17 protein-coding genes are annotated in these 14,891 nt (G+C 73.1%); 8 read left to right on the top strand and 9 right to left on the bottom strand.

Annotation, left to right across the window (positions count from 1 at the left end; all coding sequences use genetic code 11):
• Positions 1–100 precede the first annotated feature (100 nt).
• Both ACFZAT_RS27915 and ACFZAT_RS27910 read right to left on the bottom strand, forming a co-directional pair.
• Positions 101–2,011 (bottom strand): protein kinase, encoded by a 1,911-nt coding sequence (locus ACFZAT_RS27915; RefSeq protein ID WP_391268316.1) that lies wholly within the window; start codon positions 2,009–2,011, stop codon positions 101–103.
• An 89-nt stretch (positions 2,012–2,100) separates the two neighbouring features.
• Positions 2,101–3,036, bottom strand: a complete 936-nt coding sequence (locus tag ACFZAT_RS27910) for an oxidoreductase (RefSeq protein ID WP_391268315.1) — start codon at positions 3,034–3,036, stop codon at positions 2,101–2,103.
• An 80-nt stretch (positions 3,037–3,116) separates the two neighbouring features.
• Between ACFZAT_RS27910 and ACFZAT_RS27905 the strand changes: the two genes are divergently transcribed.
• Complete coding sequence (locus tag ACFZAT_RS27905) at positions 3,117–3,719, top strand: TetR family transcriptional regulator (protein WP_391268314.1); 603 nt, start codon at positions 3,117–3,119, stop codon at positions 3,717–3,719.
• Positions 3,720–3,824: 105 nt separating this feature from the next.
• Positions 3,825–4,427, top strand: a complete 603-nt coding sequence (locus tag ACFZAT_RS27900) for a dihydrofolate reductase family protein (protein WP_391268313.1) — start codon at positions 3,825–3,827, stop codon at positions 4,425–4,427.
• Between the two features lie 52 nt (positions 4,428–4,479).
• On the opposite strand, the gene ACFZAT_RS27895 is transcribed toward ACFZAT_RS27900, so the two are convergent.
• Positions 4,480–6,126 (bottom strand): cellulase family glycosylhydrolase, encoded by a 1,647-nt coding sequence (locus ACFZAT_RS27895; protein ID WP_391268312.1) that lies wholly within the window; start codon positions 6,124–6,126, stop codon positions 4,480–4,482.
• Between the two features lie 237 nt (positions 6,127–6,363).
• Between ACFZAT_RS27895 and ACFZAT_RS27890 the strand changes: the two genes are divergently transcribed.
• The 3 genes from ACFZAT_RS27890 to ACFZAT_RS27880 are packed head-to-tail and all read left to right on the top strand — an operon-like array spanning position 6,364 to position 8,928.
• Entirely contained in the window at positions 6,364–7,065 is a 702-nt protein-coding gene (locus ACFZAT_RS27890) for a YciI family protein (protein WP_391268311.1), read from the top strand.
• On the top strand, positions 7,062–8,336 hold the full coding sequence (locus ACFZAT_RS27885; protein ID WP_391268310.1) for a sigma-70 family RNA polymerase sigma factor: 1,275 nt from the start codon (positions 7,062–7,064) through the stop codon (positions 8,334–8,336). Before ACFZAT_RS27890 ends, ACFZAT_RS27885 begins: the two co-directional genes overlap by 4 nt.
• Positions 8,329–8,928 carry a DapH/DapD/GlmU-related protein gene (locus tag ACFZAT_RS27880; protein ID WP_391268309.1) on the top strand — a complete coding sequence of 200 codons (600 nt, stop codon included), beginning with the start codon at positions 8,329–8,331 and terminating at the stop codon, positions 8,926–8,928. Before ACFZAT_RS27885 ends, ACFZAT_RS27880 begins: the two co-directional genes overlap by 8 nt.
• Before the next feature lie 9 nt (positions 8,929–8,937).
• On the opposite strand, the gene ACFZAT_RS27875 is transcribed toward ACFZAT_RS27880, so the two are convergent.
• The 4 genes from ACFZAT_RS27875 to ACFZAT_RS27860 form a co-directional block, all read right to left on the bottom strand.
• On the bottom strand, positions 8,938–9,294 hold the full coding sequence (locus ACFZAT_RS27875) for a DoxX family protein (protein ID WP_391268308.1): 357 nt from the start codon (positions 9,292–9,294) through the stop codon (positions 8,938–8,940).
• 171 nt (positions 9,295–9,465) lie between these two features.
• Positions 9,466–9,708 (bottom strand): hypothetical protein, encoded by a 243-nt coding sequence (locus ACFZAT_RS27870; protein ID WP_391268307.1) that lies wholly within the window; start codon positions 9,706–9,708, stop codon positions 9,466–9,468.
• 225 nt (positions 9,709–9,933) lie between these two features.
• Positions 9,934–10,878 (bottom strand): aminoglycoside phosphotransferase family protein, encoded by a 945-nt coding sequence (locus ACFZAT_RS27865; RefSeq protein WP_391268306.1) that lies wholly within the window; start codon positions 10,876–10,878, stop codon positions 9,934–9,936.
• A gap of 138 nt (positions 10,879–11,016) precedes the next feature.
• A complete protein-coding gene (locus tag ACFZAT_RS27860; protein ID WP_391268305.1) occupies positions 11,017–11,901 on the bottom strand; it encodes a hypothetical protein in 885 nt (294 codons plus the stop codon).
• A gap of 257 nt (positions 11,902–12,158) precedes the next feature.
• Between ACFZAT_RS27860 and ACFZAT_RS27855 the strand changes: the two genes are divergently transcribed.
• Positions 12,159–13,082: a phosphotransferase gene (locus ACFZAT_RS27855; RefSeq protein ID WP_391268304.1), complete on the top strand. Its 924-nt coding sequence runs from the start codon at positions 12,159–12,161 to the stop codon at positions 13,080–13,082.
• A gap of 169 nt (positions 13,083–13,251) precedes the next feature.
• Complete coding sequence (locus tag ACFZAT_RS27850) at positions 13,252–13,446, top strand: hypothetical protein (RefSeq protein ID WP_391268303.1); 195 nt, start codon at positions 13,252–13,254, stop codon at positions 13,444–13,446.
• 7 nt (positions 13,447–13,453) lie between these two features.
• Here the strand turns inward: ACFZAT_RS27850 and ACFZAT_RS27845 are convergent, their stop codons facing one another.
• The gene (locus ACFZAT_RS27845; protein ID WP_391268302.1) at positions 13,454–13,642 is read right to left on the bottom strand and encodes a hypothetical protein; all 189 of its coding nucleotides are present in this window, start codon (positions 13,640–13,642) and stop codon (positions 13,454–13,456) included.
• Between the two features lie 75 nt (positions 13,643–13,717).
• Positions 13,718–14,275 carry a hypothetical protein gene (locus tag ACFZAT_RS27840; protein ID WP_391268301.1) on the bottom strand — a complete coding sequence of 186 codons (558 nt, stop codon included), beginning with the start codon at positions 14,273–14,275 and terminating at the stop codon, positions 13,718–13,720.
• Between the two features lie 102 nt (positions 14,276–14,377).
• Between ACFZAT_RS27840 and ACFZAT_RS27835 the strand changes: the two genes are divergently transcribed.
• The gene (locus ACFZAT_RS27835; RefSeq protein WP_391268300.1) at positions 14,378–14,881 is read left to right on the top strand and encodes a nuclear transport factor 2 family protein; all 504 of its coding nucleotides are present in this window, start codon (positions 14,378–14,380) and stop codon (positions 14,879–14,881) included.
• The last annotated feature ends 10 nt before the right edge of the window (positions 14,882–14,891 follow it).

Here is a 14,891-nt window from a genome sequence, read left to right as displayed (position 1 = left end):
ACCCCCGCCCCTCAATCGACGGAGGGGCTCAGCTGTGGCCTCGCCGGCGTTTGAGGCGCGGGGGCCGGGGCGGAGCCCCGGTTTCGGGAAGGGGCGCGGCCTAGCGCAGCGCGTTGCGCCAGACCGTCACGTCGAGCGTGATGTAGTCACTCGGCGAATCCTCCGGCGAGTGCCCCTGATACGTCAGCAGCGCCATATGCCCCGTCCCCGTCGTCACGCACACCTGCCGCCCCTTCGACAGCTTGCTCGTCTCGATGCTGCTCGCGAACCGCGTCTCCGCCCGGCACACATCCAGCGACCCCGCCTGCCCCGGGTCGAGCAGGATCAGCTTGCCGCCCTCGCTCTCCGCCTCGATGTACCCGCCGGAGTCGTACGTCAGCTCGTAGCCGTCGTCCTCCCCGTCCTGCGGCCGCACCTCGTCGTCGCCGAACGTCAGGTGGTACCCCTGGGTGAGGTTGATCCCGGTGAAGTCCTCCGGCGTCGGGTCCGACGTCGCGGGGGCCTGCCCCTCGGGCTGCCCGGCACCGCCGTCGGCCTCCCCGGTGGGATCCGCACTGGGCGTGGAACTCGTCTTGGGCGCGGGCGAGTTCTTGTCCCCGGCGGTGGTGTCGCTCTGCGACCCCTTGTCGTCGTCCTTCTGCGACAGGAAGTACGCCGTCCCGCCGCCCGCCACACCGACCAGCAGCGCGGCCACGACCGCGATGGCCGCGACCCGCCCCCGCCGCCGCTTGGGGGGCTCGGGCGTCTGCGGCACCGGCTGCGTGACGTGCGGCTGCGGCGGTACGCCCCCGCCGGGGTACCCGGCCCCGGGCCCCGGATACCCGTACGACGGCTGCTGGGCGGCCGGATACCCGTACGCCGGGGTCTGCGCGGAGGGCGCCGTGGGCGCACCGTACGCGCTCGGCGCCACCGGCGCGGGCCCCTGCCCGGGCGCGGGCGTGACCGGCGGCCCGTATCCGGGCGGCGGGGTGCTCGGCGCCGGAGTGGTGGGGGAGTACGCGGCCGGCGTGGGCGGAGCCGCAGGCGCGGCGGCCACCGGCGGCGTCGCCGGGGCGGCCGACGGCGGCGGTGGCGTCTGCACGGGCGCCGGCGCGGCGGCCCGTACGGTGATGTCGGCCGCGACCGGCTTCGGCAGCCAGTCCTCCGGCCGCCGGAGCACCGTCTCCGCGTTCGCGGTCTGGCAGAGCCGGATCACCTCGGCGACCGACGGCCGGTCCTCCGGGTTCTTCGCGAGGCAGCGCCCCACGAGCTCCATCAGCCGCTCCGGCACACCCGCGAGGTCCGGCTCCTCGTGCACGATCCGGTAGAGCACCCCGTGCGAGGTCCCCTCGCCGAACGCGGGCGTCCCGGTCGACGCGAACACCGCGACCTGCCCGAGCGCGAAGATGTCCGTCGCGGCGGTGACCTTGCGCCCGGCGGCCTGCTCCGGCGCCATGAAGGACGGGGTGCCGATGGTGACCCCGCTCCCCGTGAGCGACGTCGCGTCGGCCGCGTAGGCGATACCGAAGTCGATGACGCGCGGCCCGTCCGCCGCGAGCAGCACGTTGGACGGCTTGAGGTCGCGGTGGACGATCCCGGCGCCGTGGATGACGTGCAGCGCCTCCGCCATGCCCGCGATCAGCAGCAGCACCGCCTCGACGGGCAGCGCGCCGTGCTCGACGACCGCGTCGGCGAGCGACGGGCCCGGCACGTACGCGGTGGCGAGCCACGGCTGCGCGCCCAGGGTGTCGGCGTCGATCACGGGCGCGGTGAACAGCCCCTGCACGCGCTGCGCGGACTGCACCTCCTGCGCGAACCGCCGCCGGAACTCCGCGTCCTCGCCGAACTCGGGCCGGATCACCTTGATCGCGACGGGCCGGCCGCCGGGCGTGTACGACAGGTACACCTTGCCCATGCCGCCCGCGCCGAGCTTGGCGGCCAGCCGGTATCCGGCGATGGTGGTGGGGTCGTCTGCCGCGAGGGGCTGGAAGACCTGCGAGGCGCCGCCTCTGCTTGGCTGCTGACCGCTCATGTACTCGTAACTCCCCCGGAGAGCGCTGCTGTAGACACGGCACCTTATCCAAATCCCGGGGCGCTGCGGAGCGGTGGGAGGGCCCGGGTTCAGCCGGACGCGGGGAACGCGAACCGCACACCCGTCGCCTCCTCCGACACCTCCCACAGCCGCCGCCCCGTCGCGGCGTCGGCCGCCCCGGCGGACAGCTCCACCCGGGTCGGCGCCCCGCGCAGCTCGCCCCGTCCGTCCGGCCCGATGAACTCCCCGCCGCTCAAGCCCGGTTCGGTCGCCGCGTACAACTGCGGCAGCGCGCCCCGGCCGGGGGACTGGGCGAGCGGCTTGAGCACGCGGCCGAACAGCAGCGACACCAGGGGGACGGGGCCGCCGGTCTGGAGGCGGGTGGCGGTGTAGCCGGGGTGGGCGAGCAGGCTGCGGACCGGGCTGCCGGCCTCGGTGAGCCGGCGGTGCAGCTCGTGGCCGAAGACGGCATTGGCGAGCTTGGACTGGTTGTAGTAGCCCATCGGCGAGTACCGCCGTTCGCCGGTGAGGTCGTCGAAGTACAGGTGCGCCTTGCGGTGGTTGGGCGAGCTGACGGTGACGACACGGGGGCCGGTGCCCGCCGCCAGGAGGTCCAGCAGCAGCCCGGTGAGCGCGAAGTGGCCGAGGTGGTTCGCCGCGAACTGCACCTCGTGACCCTGCGGGGACAGCGTCCGGGGAGGCGCCATGACCCCGGCGTTGTTGACGAGCACATCGAGGCGCGCGTGGTCCGCGTGCAGCTTCTCCGCGAACACGCGTACGGAATCGAGGTCGGCCAGGTCGATCTGGCGCACCTCCAGCCGGGCGTCCGGCTGCGCGGCGGTCAGCTCGGCCGCCGCACGGCGCCCCTTCGCCTCGTCGCGTACGGCGAGGATCACGTGCCCGCCCCGGCGGGCCAGGGCCCGCGTCGTGGCCAGGCCGAGGCCGCTGTTGGCCCCGGTGACGAGGACAACGCGTCCGGTCTGGTCGGGGATGTGCTCGGTGGTCCAGCGCTCCCGCTGTGTCATACGGCATAGGCTGCCCCGGGTGACACCAAGTGTCAACATGTCATTCAGTGTCATGCGAGGCATGGAGTACCGTGAGCAGGGTGACCATTCCCCGAACGACCCTGGCCGAGCGCAAGCGTCGGCTGGTCTCCGACGAACTGACCGAGTCCGCACTGCAGTTGCTGGCCCTCAAGGGCTTCGACGCGGTCACGGTGGACGAGATCGCGGCGGCGGCGGGCGTCTCCAAGCGGACGTTCTTCCGCTACTTCGCGTCCAAGGAGGACGTGGTCGTCCAGTTCCTCGCGGACATGGGCACCGGCATCCGCGCCGGACTGGCCGCCCGCCCCGCCGCCGAGCCGCCCTCCGTCGCCCTGCGCCACGCGGTCTGGGTGCCGCTCGGTGAGTGCGCGGACCACGGGGAGCGCGCGCTGCGCGTCGTACGCCTGATCCTGCGCACGCCCGCGCTGCTGGCCCGCTTCCTGGAGCGCCAGGCGCGGTGGCGCGACGACCTCGCGCAGGAGCTGGCCGGGCGGCTGGGGCGGGACGCCGAGCGGGACCTCTACCCGAGGCTGGCGGCGGGCATGGCGCTGGACGCGTTCGACGCCGTGCTGCACCACTGGAGCGCCGGCGGCTCGACGGAGACCCCGGCGGAGCTGGCGGACCGCGCGTTCGCGGTGATCGCCCCGGCGCTGGACGGTTCCTAGACGCCGGACGCAGTCATTCCCGTTGCCTGCCACGGGCGTCCGTCCGATCATGAACGGCCGACGGCCCCCACGTACCGGAGGCCGCCCCCGGACGAAGGGTCCCTTGTGCGCAAGCTGGTGTACTTCATCGCCGCCACCCTCGACGGCTTCATCGCCGGCCCGGACGGAGCCGATCCCACCGGCCCCGGCGGTTTCTGGCCCATCCCGGAGGACTACCTCAAGCACCTGATCGCGGAGTACCCGGAGACCCTGCCCGGCCCGGCACGGGCCGCGCTCGGCGTGACGGCGGAGGGCACGCACTTCGACACGGTGGTGGAGGGCAGGCGCTCGTACGAGATCGGCCTCGACGCCGGAGTCACGGACGCCTACCCGCATCTGCGGCACCTGGTGTTCTCCCGCACCCTGGGCGAGAGTCCGGACCCTGCGGTGGAGGTCGTCGCGACCGATCCCGCCGCGCGCGTCAGGGAGCTGAAGCAGGAGGACGGCAAGGACATCTGGCTCGTCGGCGGCGGGACGATGGCCGCCTCGCTCCACGCGGAGATCGACACGCTGATCCTGAAGCTCAGCCCGACGACGATCGGCGCGGGCATCCCGCTCTTCGGCCGGCAGGCGGCTTTCGAGCCGGCCGCCTGGACGCTCACCGACCACACGGTCCTGGGGAGCGGAGCGGCGTATCTGACCTACCGGCGTGCCCCGGCGGCAGGCTGAACCGGTGGCACCGGCCGGCGGGAGGCGTGACCCCCCGCCGGCCGGTCCCGTCTCACGCGGCCGTGCAGGCCGCCCCGCTGAGGGTGAAGGCGGCCGGGGCCGCGTTCGTACCGGTCCGGTTGCCCGTGAAGCCCACGGTCACCGAGGAGTTGGGGGCGATCGTGGAGGTGTACGAGGCCGGCGCGACGGTCACCGAACCGCCGGACTGCTTGGGCGTACCGCCCCACATGTTCGTGATCGTCTGCCCGTTGGCGAAGGCGAAACCGAGCGTCCAGCCGTCGATCGCGGCCTTGCCCGTGTTGCGGATGGTGATCTCGCCCTGGAAGCCGCCCTGCCACTCGCCGACCACCTTGTAACCGACGGAGCACGTGCCCGCCGGAGTGGTCGCGCCCTTGTCCGTGGTCACACTCACGGCGGCCGACCGCGCCGAACGGTTGCCGGCCGCGTCGCGCGCGTAGACCGCGAAGGAGTACGCCGTGTCGGCGCTGAGCCCCGTCACGGTGGCGCCCGTCGTGGCGGACGAGGCGACCCTGGTCTCCGTACCGCCGCTGACGCGGACCACGTCGTAGCCCGCGACGGCAACGTTGTCGGAGGACGCGGCCCAGGTCAGCGTGGCGGAGGTGTCGGTCACGGCGGAGGCGGCCGGGGTGCCCGGGGCCGTCGGGGCCTCGGTGTCCTGCTCGACCGGCCCGCCGTACACCGTGGCCTCGTGGGAGGTCTCCGCGATGCCGTTCGCGCCGTGGAAGATGCGCTCGCCCCAGGAGCTGAGCCGCGCCGGGTCGAAGCCGATGGTCAGGTCGAGGATCGGGTCGGTGTTGCCGCTCCACGACCAGGCGATCCAGCCGAGCCCGAGCCGCTGCGCCTCGGACATCATGGTGTCCTCGTCCGGGTCCCCGTACTGGTCGGCGGGGCCGCCGAACTCACCTATGACCAGAGGCAGTCCGGCATCCACGAAGGCGTTCAGATAGTCGGTGACCTTCTGGGCGGTGTTGTAGACGCTGTACATGTGGATCGAGAAGAGCAGATTGCCGGTCGAGTCCGCGTCGTACACCGCCTGCGCGTTGTCCCGCATGACGTTCTGCCAGTCCTGGCCCCAGTTGGGCGCGTCCACCATGATCGTGTGCGCGAAGCCCGCGGCGCGCAGCTTCTTGATCGCGGCGGTGGTGGGGGCGGTCCAGCCGGCCGGATCGGTGTTGCCCCAGGGCTCGTTGCCGATGTCGATGACGACGTAGTCCTCCTGGCCCTGGAGGACGCTCTTCAGCGAGATCCAGTAGTCGGCCGCGTGGTCCAGCGTCCCGGCGGCGGAGTCCTCGCCGTATCCGGTGGTGTCGTGCACCTCCAGGACGCAGATGAGCCGGTTCGCCCTGCAGTCGGCGACGACGGCGGCGACGTCGTCCGGCCCGTTCTTCGTCCACCGGAAGCCGTCGGACAGCACGACGCGGACGGTGTTCGCACCGGTCGCCTTGATGTCCGCGAGGGACTGGGTTTCGCCGGGATACCAGGTGTGCGCGTGATTGACGCCGCGCATGACGAAGTCGTTCCCGTTGCCCTCGACCAGCCGTCCGTCGCTGATGTGCAGCCCGGTACCGGCGGCCTGTGCGGGGGCGAGGCCGCCGAGCGCGAGGAACCCGAGCAGGGTGGCCAGGACGGTGAGGATGACGGCGGCGGGGCGCTGCGCCGGGTGTCTCGCTGTTCTCACTGCGGCTCCAGGGGGGGAGGAGGGGAGAGGTGCGGACGTACGGTGGGGCCACGCTCACATGGGAGCGCTCCCACGATGTGCGCTCCCATGAAGCCATTCAGTCAGGAGCACGTCAAGAGATGCGGCGGCCCGGGTTGCTGGGGCCGGTCCCGAACTTTTCTCGTCGGACTGTCGGATTCGGTGGACACCGTTCGTCGTCTTCATGAAACGTTCGGCACGGCAGCAAGGAGAACGCTCATGAAGTACGTGTTGTTCATCGCCACGGACCCCGCCGGGGAGCGCGCCGACGAGAGCCCTCAGGCGTGGGTCGAGAAGTGGAACGGGCGCGGCGTCCGGCTGGAGGGGATGCCGCTGAAGCCGGTGGAGGAGACGGCCACGGTGCGCGTCCGCGCCGGCGAGGTCCTGGTCACCGACGGCCCGTTCGCCGAGACGGCCGAGTGGATCGCCGGGTACGACCTCCTGGAGGCGGCCGATCTGGACGAGGCGATCGAGGTCGCCGCCTCGCACCCGATGGCGACCGCGGGCCGCATCGAGATCCGCCCCGTCGAACCGCTCGACCACGGCCCGGACACGGACGACGTCCCGCACGAGGGCGACGCCCCCGCCTCCCGCTTCCTCGCCATCATGCGGACCGACCCCGCCGCGCCGCCGTACACCCCGGACCCGGCGGCGGTGGCCGCGTGGGTGCGGGACGGCCTGGCGTCCGGCCGCTACCTGGGCGGCGAGCACCTGAGCCGGGTCGAGGAGGCGACGCTCGTACGGCGACGCGGGGGCGAACTCCTGATCACGGACGGGGGGTACGCGGACGTGGCCGAGTGGGTCACGGGGATCGTCTTCGTCGACGGGGACCGGGAACAGGCGCTGGAGTACGTGGGCCGGTGCCCCATGGCCCGTTGGGGGATCGTGGAACTGCGCGAGTTCTGGCGGGACTTCGGGTGAGTACGGGGGCGGGGGCCGCCGGTGACACCGCACCGGCGGCCGTGCGCGCGGCGCTCGCGGCCGCCCACCGCGCCGAGTGGGGCGTCGTGTTCGGCACGCTCGTCCGCCTCACCGGTGACTGGGAGCTGGCCGAGGACTGTGCGCAGGACGCGTTCGCCCGCGCCCTGCCGGCCTGGGAGCGCGACGGAGTGCCGCGCAGCCCGGGGGCCTGGCTGGTGACGGCGGCCCGGCGCCGCGCGGTGGACGTGCTGCGCCGCCGTACGACGGAGCGCGACAAGATCGCGGAGGCGGTGGCGCTGGAGGAGGCGTACGAACCGGCGCCGCCCGGCGACGAGCGGCTCGCGCTGATCTTCACCTGCTGCCACCCCGCGCTCCCGCTCGACGCCCGGGTGGCCCTCACCCTGCGCGCGGTCGGCGGCCTCACCACGCGCGAGATCGCCCGCGCGTTCCTGGCCGGCGAAGACACCGTGTCGCAGCGCATCCTGCGTGCCAAGCGGAAGATCGCGGCCGCCGGAATTCCGTACCGCGTACCGCCACCGGGTGCGCGCGCCGAACGCCTCGGCGGGGTCCTTGCCGTGCTCTACCTGATCTTCACCGAGGGGTACGCGCCGAGCGACGGCAGCGCCACCCGCGATCAACTGGCCGAGGAGGCCGTCCGCCTCGCCCGCCTCGTCGTGGCCGAGGCTCCGGACGAGCCGGAGGCCCGCGGCCTGCTGGCCCTGCTCCTGCTCCAGCACTCCCGCAGCGCCGCCCGGCTCGACGCCGACGGCGGCCTGGTCACGCTGGAGCACCAGGACCGCTCGCTGTGGGACCGTGCGCTGATCGCCGAGGGGGCCGCGCTGGCCCGCGGGGCGCTCCCGGCGGGCGGCCCCTACGCCCTCCAGGCGGCGATCGCCGCCCAGCACGCCCTGGCACCGGACGCCGCCGCCACCGACTGGGCGGCCGTCGTGACCCTGTACGACAGCCTCCTCGCCCTGCGCGCCAACCCGGTCGTGGCCCTCAACCGCGCGGTGGCCCTGGGCATGCGGGACGGGCCAGGGGCCCAGCTGGAGGCCGTCGACGCGCTGGGCAGGCCGAGGGAACTCGCGGGCCACCACGCCTTCCCCGCCGTCCGGGCGGACGCGCTGCGCCGCCTCGGCCGCACGGAGGAGGCGGCGGAGATGTACGAGGCCGCGCGGGCGGCGGCGCCCAACGGGGCGATCGCGGCGGAATACGCGCTCCGGCTCACGGGCCTGGGGCGCCCGACGAAGGGAGCACCGCACGATGGCTGAGACCGACCGGAACGAGGACGCGATACGGGCCCGGATCGCGAAGGGCCTCGTCTACACGGAGACCGAGGCGGCCTTCCTGGCCCCGTCCCGGCGCGAGGACGAGATCTTCGCGTACAACCACACCCCGCCGGGTGACACGGAGAGACGGCGTTCGCTGCTGACGGAGATCTTCGCCTCGGTGGGCGAACGCACGGTCCTCCAGGCGCCGTTCCACGCCGCCTTCGGCAGCAACGTGCACATCGGCGACGACTTCTTCGGCAATGTGAACCTGACGTTCGTGGACGACGTGGAGATCCGCATCGGCGACGACGTCATGATCGCCCCCAGCGTGACCCTCACGACGACAGGCCACCCCGTGCACCCCGCGCGCCGGGCGGATTTCGGCCGCTTCTCGGAGCCGATCGTCATCGAGGACAAGGTGTGGATCGGCAGCAACGTGGTCGTCCTGCCGGGCGTCCGGATCGGCTACGGCTCGGTGATCGGCGCGGGCAGCGTCGTGAGCCGCGACATCCCGCCGATGAGCGTCGCGGTCGGTACGCCGTGCAGGGTGGTCCGGCCGGTCACGGACGCGGACCTCGCGAGCCGCGCGTAGACGTCCCGCTCACCAGGCCCCGTGGTACCGCACGCCCAGGATCAGGGCCGCGACGGCCGTCGCCAGGAAGACGATCCCGCCGACGATGTTCCTCGATCCGACGCGCAGATGGGCGATGATCGCGCCGATGAAGTAGAGGATCAGCCCGCACGCGGCGAGCGTGCCGAGCGCGGGCACGGCGAATCCGGCGAGCAGTCCGAGGGTCCCCGCGGCCAGGCACATGCCGAGCCAGGGGACGTACGTGCGGGGGATGCCCTTCATGTCGGCCTGGGACTTGGGGTATTCGTGGCCGATGAGGTAGGTGACGGCGGCGGCACCGTTGAAGAGGATGCCGAGGATGGTGACCGTGAGGTATGCGGTGCGCACGCGTTCTTCTCCGCTTCTGAGGGGGTGCCGCCCCGGAAAGGGGCGCTGCTCATCCACCCGACGATCGGCACGCCTGTTCTGTATGGCCCGGGTGCGGTGAACCGGGGGCATCGTGGAGACAGCAGTGGGCGGGCCGCCCGGAATTTCGCGCGGCCCGCCCACGGAGGTGCCCTAGCTGAGGATCAGATGCCACGGCGGGTTGTGCGTCGAGGACTGGACGCACGTCCAGGAGCTGTATGCGGGGTTCGTGGCGGTGATGTTCTTGCCGGACTGGTTGCACTGGGTGGACGTCTTGAACCAGCCGCCGCTCGCCGCGTTGGCCGCCCCCGTGGAGGCGACGGTCAGGGCCAGCGCTCCCGCGGCAACCGCGCTCGCTGTGGCGATTCGTGACACGATCTTGCGGACTTCGCTCATTACTCGCTCCTCGTCGGGTGCGACACCATGGCCAATGTGGAGTCCCGCTGCAACGCCTCAACTGCCGCGCCTCTCACGCGCAGTGCCTCAAGCTAGACCTGGCGCCTGCCCGGAGCAATACGACGCCACTGGCGAGATGACGACACCGCCGGACGGCGCCGCCGCGGTCCGGGGACGGGTCCGAGCCGGCGGACAGGGGGGTGGGACGCCCTGCGCGGGGCCGCGTCAGCCGGCGGACTCGGTCAGCAACACCGCCAGCCGGTCCGCGAAGGCGGTGATCCATTCCAGCTCGGGCCCGCCCCGGGCGACCCGGAACCCGTGCCGCCGGGCCCAGAATGCCGCCTGCACGGCGTGCAACTGGGCCCAGCGGCGCACGCGTTCGCGATCCAGTTCGGCGGCGTCCGCGAAGAGGCCGACGATGCGGTGGGCGGCGCGAGCCAGGTCCTCGCCCGCCCCCGCGAGTGCGTACGCGCGGGACTTCATCAACGCCCCCGCGTCGTACGCCGGGTCGCCCACGTACCCCTTGGGATCGACGGCCAGCCAGGGCTCGCGCTCGGCCCGCAGGATGTTCCGCCCGTGCAGATCGCCGTGGACGAGCGTGTCGGGCTGCGTTCGCCCCAACTCCCTTACGGTGGCGAGGGCGGCATCGATGACGGGTCGCGGCAGGGGGTGCGCGAACTCGACGTCGTCGGTGCGCAGTCCGTCCTCCCACTCCCCGGCCCGCTCACTGAGCCGGGGCAGCCGCAGCCCGCCGGGCGCGGGCACGGCAAGCCGCCGCCCCAGCCGCGCGGCGACGACGACCACGTCGTCCCCGTCGACGGCCTCGGCCAGGGTCACCGGAGAGGCCCGCTCCAGCAGCATCGCGTACCGGCTGTCGTCCCGCTCGTACAGGGAAACGGCCCCACGCCCACCCCAGGCGGCGAAGGCGTCGGGCTCGTGGTCGTTTCCGGGGTGCGGGAAGGAGACCTTGAGCACGGCGGGGGGTGTGCCGTCGCGCCGGACGGGGACGATGACGCCGACACCGCCGTGCGTGAGGGGGCCGTCGGGCGTGCAGCCCCACGTGTCGGCCAAGTCGGCGACGATGTGCGGCAGTTCCGCGAGCCAGGCCGCCCCGGCGCTGCCCTCGCGCTCGACGGTGGTCCGCGCGAACTCCTCCGGGATGACGATCATCCGGGCACCTTACGCGGGCGGGACGGGGCTTGGGGGAGGGACGCCCGCTCCCCGCACCCTGCGGGGACGCCCGGTTCGTGGAAGGGGCCCCACCGCGCCCGAGCGCGGTGGGGCCCCTTCCACGGGGCGGCACGTCGGTCAGGACTGCCGGCCCGCCTGCTTGACGACCTTGTCCGTGACATCGACGGTGTCCCCGGCGGCGGGCGCGTCGACGTCGACGTCGGTTCCGAAGTCGCTGAAGTCCATGACGACCTTCGCCTTGCCCCGGTTCGCCGAACCGGAGTCCTTCGCGCCCCCGGCCGGCTGCGCGGCGATCTCGATCTGCTGGCGGCGCATCAGCCCCTTGCCGTCGACCCACAGGTCCACCGGCACGGTCTCGCCGAGCTGTTCGCGCAGCTTCTTGGCTTGCGCGGCGTCCCCCTTGGCCAGCTTGTCGATGTCCAGGCCGACCTTGTAGTGGGTCGTCTCGACACCGCCCAGGCTCTCCGTACCGACCTTCTTGACGTCCTTCTCGGACAGCGACTTGGAGTAGGCGAAGGAATCGGTCGGATCGCTCACCTGGCTGCTTCCGGCGGCCCCGGAGGTCCGCAGTTTCTCCATGTCGATCTTCATCCAGCTCTTGCCGCCCGGCAGGCCGCCCTCACCCTTCGGCGGCTTCTGGTAGATCATCTTGTCCACGACCCGCTGCTCCAGCCGCTCACCCGACTGCTCCATGGTCAGCTTGCTCTCCCCGTCCTCGAAGTCCATGACACCGGATCCGGTGACTGTCTGGCTCTGCTCCCCGGCACTGACCGAGGTCGTGATCTTCACGCGCGCGGAACCGGCCTCGGTGGTCTTCTTGTTGGTCGCCTGTACGACCTGCGAGGGCGACGAGTCGGCCGTCCTGCCCGCCCCGGAGGGCTTCGTGTCCTTCGCCGCGTCGTCCTTGTCGTCCGACCCGCACCCGGCAAGCGCGGCAACGGCCAGCAGCCCCGCCACCCCGTACGCAGCCGCCCTGGTCCCCCGGGTCTTCACATTCGTCATCACAGCAGCCTCCCCAAACCGAAACCGTTACGTCAGGTATGCGCCCGGTGCCCGGAAGGTGATCCCGCATGCGAAGCGGCTGCCGTTCTACGCCAGCCGCAGTAGTCCGCGTCCAGGCGGGCCGCCCGATGCGCGGAGGCGCGGGGGGCCGGGGACGTGCGCGGCCCCCCCACGCCTCCGTGGGGACACCGACCATCAGGTGCCGCTCCACCCGAGCCCGCCTCCGCCCCGCCCCCACCCGGCTACGCTCCCCTCGCATGACCGACCTCCGAGCCCCCGCCGAGCTGACCCCCGGTCTCATCCGCGCCCTGCTCCGCGACCAGCACCCCGACCTTGCCGACCTCCCCCTCGGCCTCGCCGCGCGCGGCTGGGACAACCAGTTGTGGCGGCTGGGGGACGAACTTGCCGTGCGGTTGCCGTGGGCGACCGAGTCCGCCGATGAGCTGTTGCTCAAGGAGCACGCGTGGGTGCCCGGGCTTGCCCCGGGGCTTCCGCTGCCCGTGCCCGTGCCGCAGCGGCTCGGAGCGCCGTCCGAGCGGTTCCCGCGGCCCTGGCTGGTCACCACCTGGGTGGCCGGGGAGCCCGCTGACCGGGTTCCGGCCACGCGCGCCGAGGACGCGGCCGACGTGCTGGCCCGGTTCCTCGGCGCTCTGCACCGGCCCGCCCCGGACGGGGCGCCCGCCGGGCGGAGGAGGGGCGGCCCCCTGGGGCCCTACGGGCAGCACTTCGAGTGGGCGCTCCTGGCCGTCGCCGAGCGGGGGTTGCCCGTCGATCCGGAGCCGCTTCGCCGCGTCTGGGCGGACGCCGTCGCCGCCCCCGACTGGGACGGGCCCGCGTTGTGGCTCCACGGCGATCTGCATCCCGCCAATGTGTTGACTGCCGACGGCACGTTCTGTGGGGTCATCGACTTCGGTGACCTCTTCGCGGGTGACCCGGCCTGCGACCTCGCCGCCGCCTGGATCCTGCTCCCGGACAACGCCGCCGACCGCTTCCACGCCGCCTATCGGCCGGCCCCGGACGTGGCGACTCTTCGCCGCGCCCGTGGCTGGGCGGTCCTGCGCGCGCTGAGCGGTCTGCTCATCGCGGACGACGGGGACCGGGGGCTGCCCAACGGGAAGCCGACGTGGGGGCCGCCCGCTCGGAGGTCACTGCAGCGGCTGGCCGCGTCCCTGGGGCAGTGACGCGACCGGTCCGCGTTGCGGAGCGCCGCGAGCAGGGTGTCTCCGCCGACTCCGGGTATGGCGCGGGGGCGTGACCGACGACCGGTGCGGAAGGCATATGGTCGGACTGCGCGGTGGGTGGCGGCGAGTGGCCTGGCCGCCGGGAGCGGCGCACGGGGGCGGGGGAAGCGTGGCCGAGAGCGACTGGGACGACGACAGCGCCTACGACGACGCCGTCCTGCGGGCGCGGCGTGCGACCCGGATCGGCTGGACGGCGATCAGCGGCACGGTGACCGCCCTCGGCTGCGTCGCGGTCGTGGCCGCCGTGGCGTGCCTGGCGGCGGTCTTCGTGCTCGCGTACCTCGTCGTGTCGGTGAACCGCTAGCCCGCGCTCAGCCGCCGTACGGCCCCATGTTCTGGCTCTGCGCGTGGCCGTGCGCCAAGCCCTGCGCCTGCCCCTGCCCGGCCGCCCCACGCTCCCAGGCGCCGCGCTCGCCGGATCCGCCGCGCTTGCGGAGCGCTACGAGGATGGCGGCGAGGACCACGACGAGACCGACGACGACACCGATGACCAGAACCATGATTCCCCCACTGCGCCGGAGGGGCCACGGATCGCGACCCCTCGACTGTCATAGGCATTGTCGCTGGTGCGGCGCTCAAGAGGAAGCGGGACCGCGCCCGGCGGCGGACGCGGCGAAGGCGGCCAGGGCGGCGAAGTCGGCGTCCCGCAGCCCGATGCGCGGATCCACGTGGTGGAGGAGCGCCGGCCCCGGGTGGTGGGCGCTCACGTGGGCGTGGTCGGCGTCGCTCTGCTCGTCGTCCACCCAGGCGAAGGGCCGGCCGCCCGCGTACGCGATCAACGCCTCGCACTTCCAGTGCACACCGTCGGGGCGCTCCCGGAACAGCCCGCCGCCGAAGTCCACGAACGGCAGCTCCGGCAGCCCGAGAACGGGCCCGATCCAGGTGTTCGCGTCGTTCATCCAGGTGGTGGCCCAGCACAGCTCGTACCCGAGCGCCGACAGGGCCTCGCCGTGCGCGGGATTGAGCCACACCCGCAACGGCGGCGCGGAGGAGCGGAGCAGGCCGTGCTCCGTGGCGGCGAGACCGTCCCGGGGGACGCGGATGGTGGTGTAGCCGACGGGGCGCCGTTCGGGCTTGGCGGCGTACGGGTTCAGCGGTCCGTCGACGTCCAGGAAGAGAAGGGGTCGGGTCACCAAGGGGCTCCCTCGGATGCGAGCGGGCGGTGCGTGGCGTGAGCGTACCGCCCGGACGAAGTCGCTTGACCTCAAGCCCGATTGAGGTCGCACGATCGGGTCATGGACCAGATGAACACCACCCCGGACCCCCAGGACCACGCGGAGATCGCCGCCCTCATCAGCGGCCTCTTCCGCGCGCTGGACGACCGCCACTTCGAAGAGGGCTGGGCCGACGCCTACTTCACCGACGACCTCCACGTGACGACCCCCGTCGGCGAGGCCGACGGCGCCGAAGCGATCCGCCTCGCGCAAGAGGCGGTCGGCCGCTTCGCCGCCACGCTCCACATCTCCTCGGACATCCTCGTCCACACCGCCCCGGACGCCCGCACGGCCGACGTCAGGTGGAACGCCCACATGACCCACGTGCACCGCGACACAACCCTCCGGGCCCGGGGCGCGGGGGCCAACCCGCTCTTCACGGTGGGCGGCGTGTACGAGGGCCGGCTCCGGCGGACGGAGCGGGGGTGGCGGTTCAGCGGGATGGCGGTGCGGGCGGTGTGGACCACGGGGGAGCCGCCGGTCGGGAAGGCTCGTGACGTCGACGCTGATCAGCAAAGCTATTGATCGAAGGCAT

This window comes from Streptomyces sp. NPDC008163 (assembly GCF_042956885.1).
Taxonomy (GTDB): domain Bacteria; phylum Actinomycetota; class Actinomycetes; order Streptomycetales; family Streptomycetaceae; genus Streptomyces; species Streptomyces drozdowiczii_A.
Note: the sequence above shows the minus strand (reverse complement) of the source record. Positions and strands in the feature narration are given on the sequence as shown.

Excerpts from the sequence above, each read along its gene's own strand:
- ACFZAT_RS27860 (WP_391268305.1), bottom strand. The coding sequence starts at position 11,901 with ATGACGAATGTGAAGACCCGGGGGACCAGGGCGGCTGCGTACGGGGTG.
- ACFZAT_RS27870 (WP_391268307.1), bottom strand. The coding sequence starts at position 9,708 with ATGAGCGAAGTCCGCAAGATCGTGTCACGAATCGCCACAGCGAGCGCG.
- ACFZAT_RS27890 (WP_391268311.1), top strand. The coding sequence starts at position 6,364 with ATGAAGTACGTGTTGTTCATCGCCACGGACCCCGCCGGGGAGCGCGCC.
- ACFZAT_RS27865 (WP_391268306.1), bottom strand. The coding sequence starts at position 10,878 with ATGATCGTCATCCCGGAGGAGTTCGCGCGGACCACCGTCGAGCGCGAG.
- ACFZAT_RS27835 (WP_391268300.1), top strand. The coding sequence starts at position 14,378 with ATGGACCAGATGAACACCACCCCGGACCCCCAGGACCACGCGGAGATC.
- ACFZAT_RS27855 (WP_391268304.1), top strand. The coding sequence starts at position 12,159 with ATGACCGACCTCCGAGCCCCCGCCGAGCTGACCCCCGGTCTCATCCGC.
- ACFZAT_RS27915 (WP_391268316.1), bottom strand. The coding sequence starts at position 2,011 with ATGAGCGGTCAGCAGCCAAGCAGAGGCGGCGCCTCGCAGGTCTTCCAG.
- ACFZAT_RS27910 (WP_391268315.1), bottom strand. The coding sequence starts at position 3,036 with ATGACACAGCGGGAGCGCTGGACCACCGAGCACATCCCCGACCAGACC.
- ACFZAT_RS27880 (WP_391268309.1), top strand. The coding sequence starts at position 8,329 with ATGGCTGAGACCGACCGGAACGAGGACGCGATACGGGCCCGGATCGCG.
- ACFZAT_RS27845 (WP_391268302.1), bottom strand. The coding sequence starts at position 13,642 with ATGGTTCTGGTCATCGGTGTCGTCGTCGGTCTCGTCGTGGTCCTCGCC.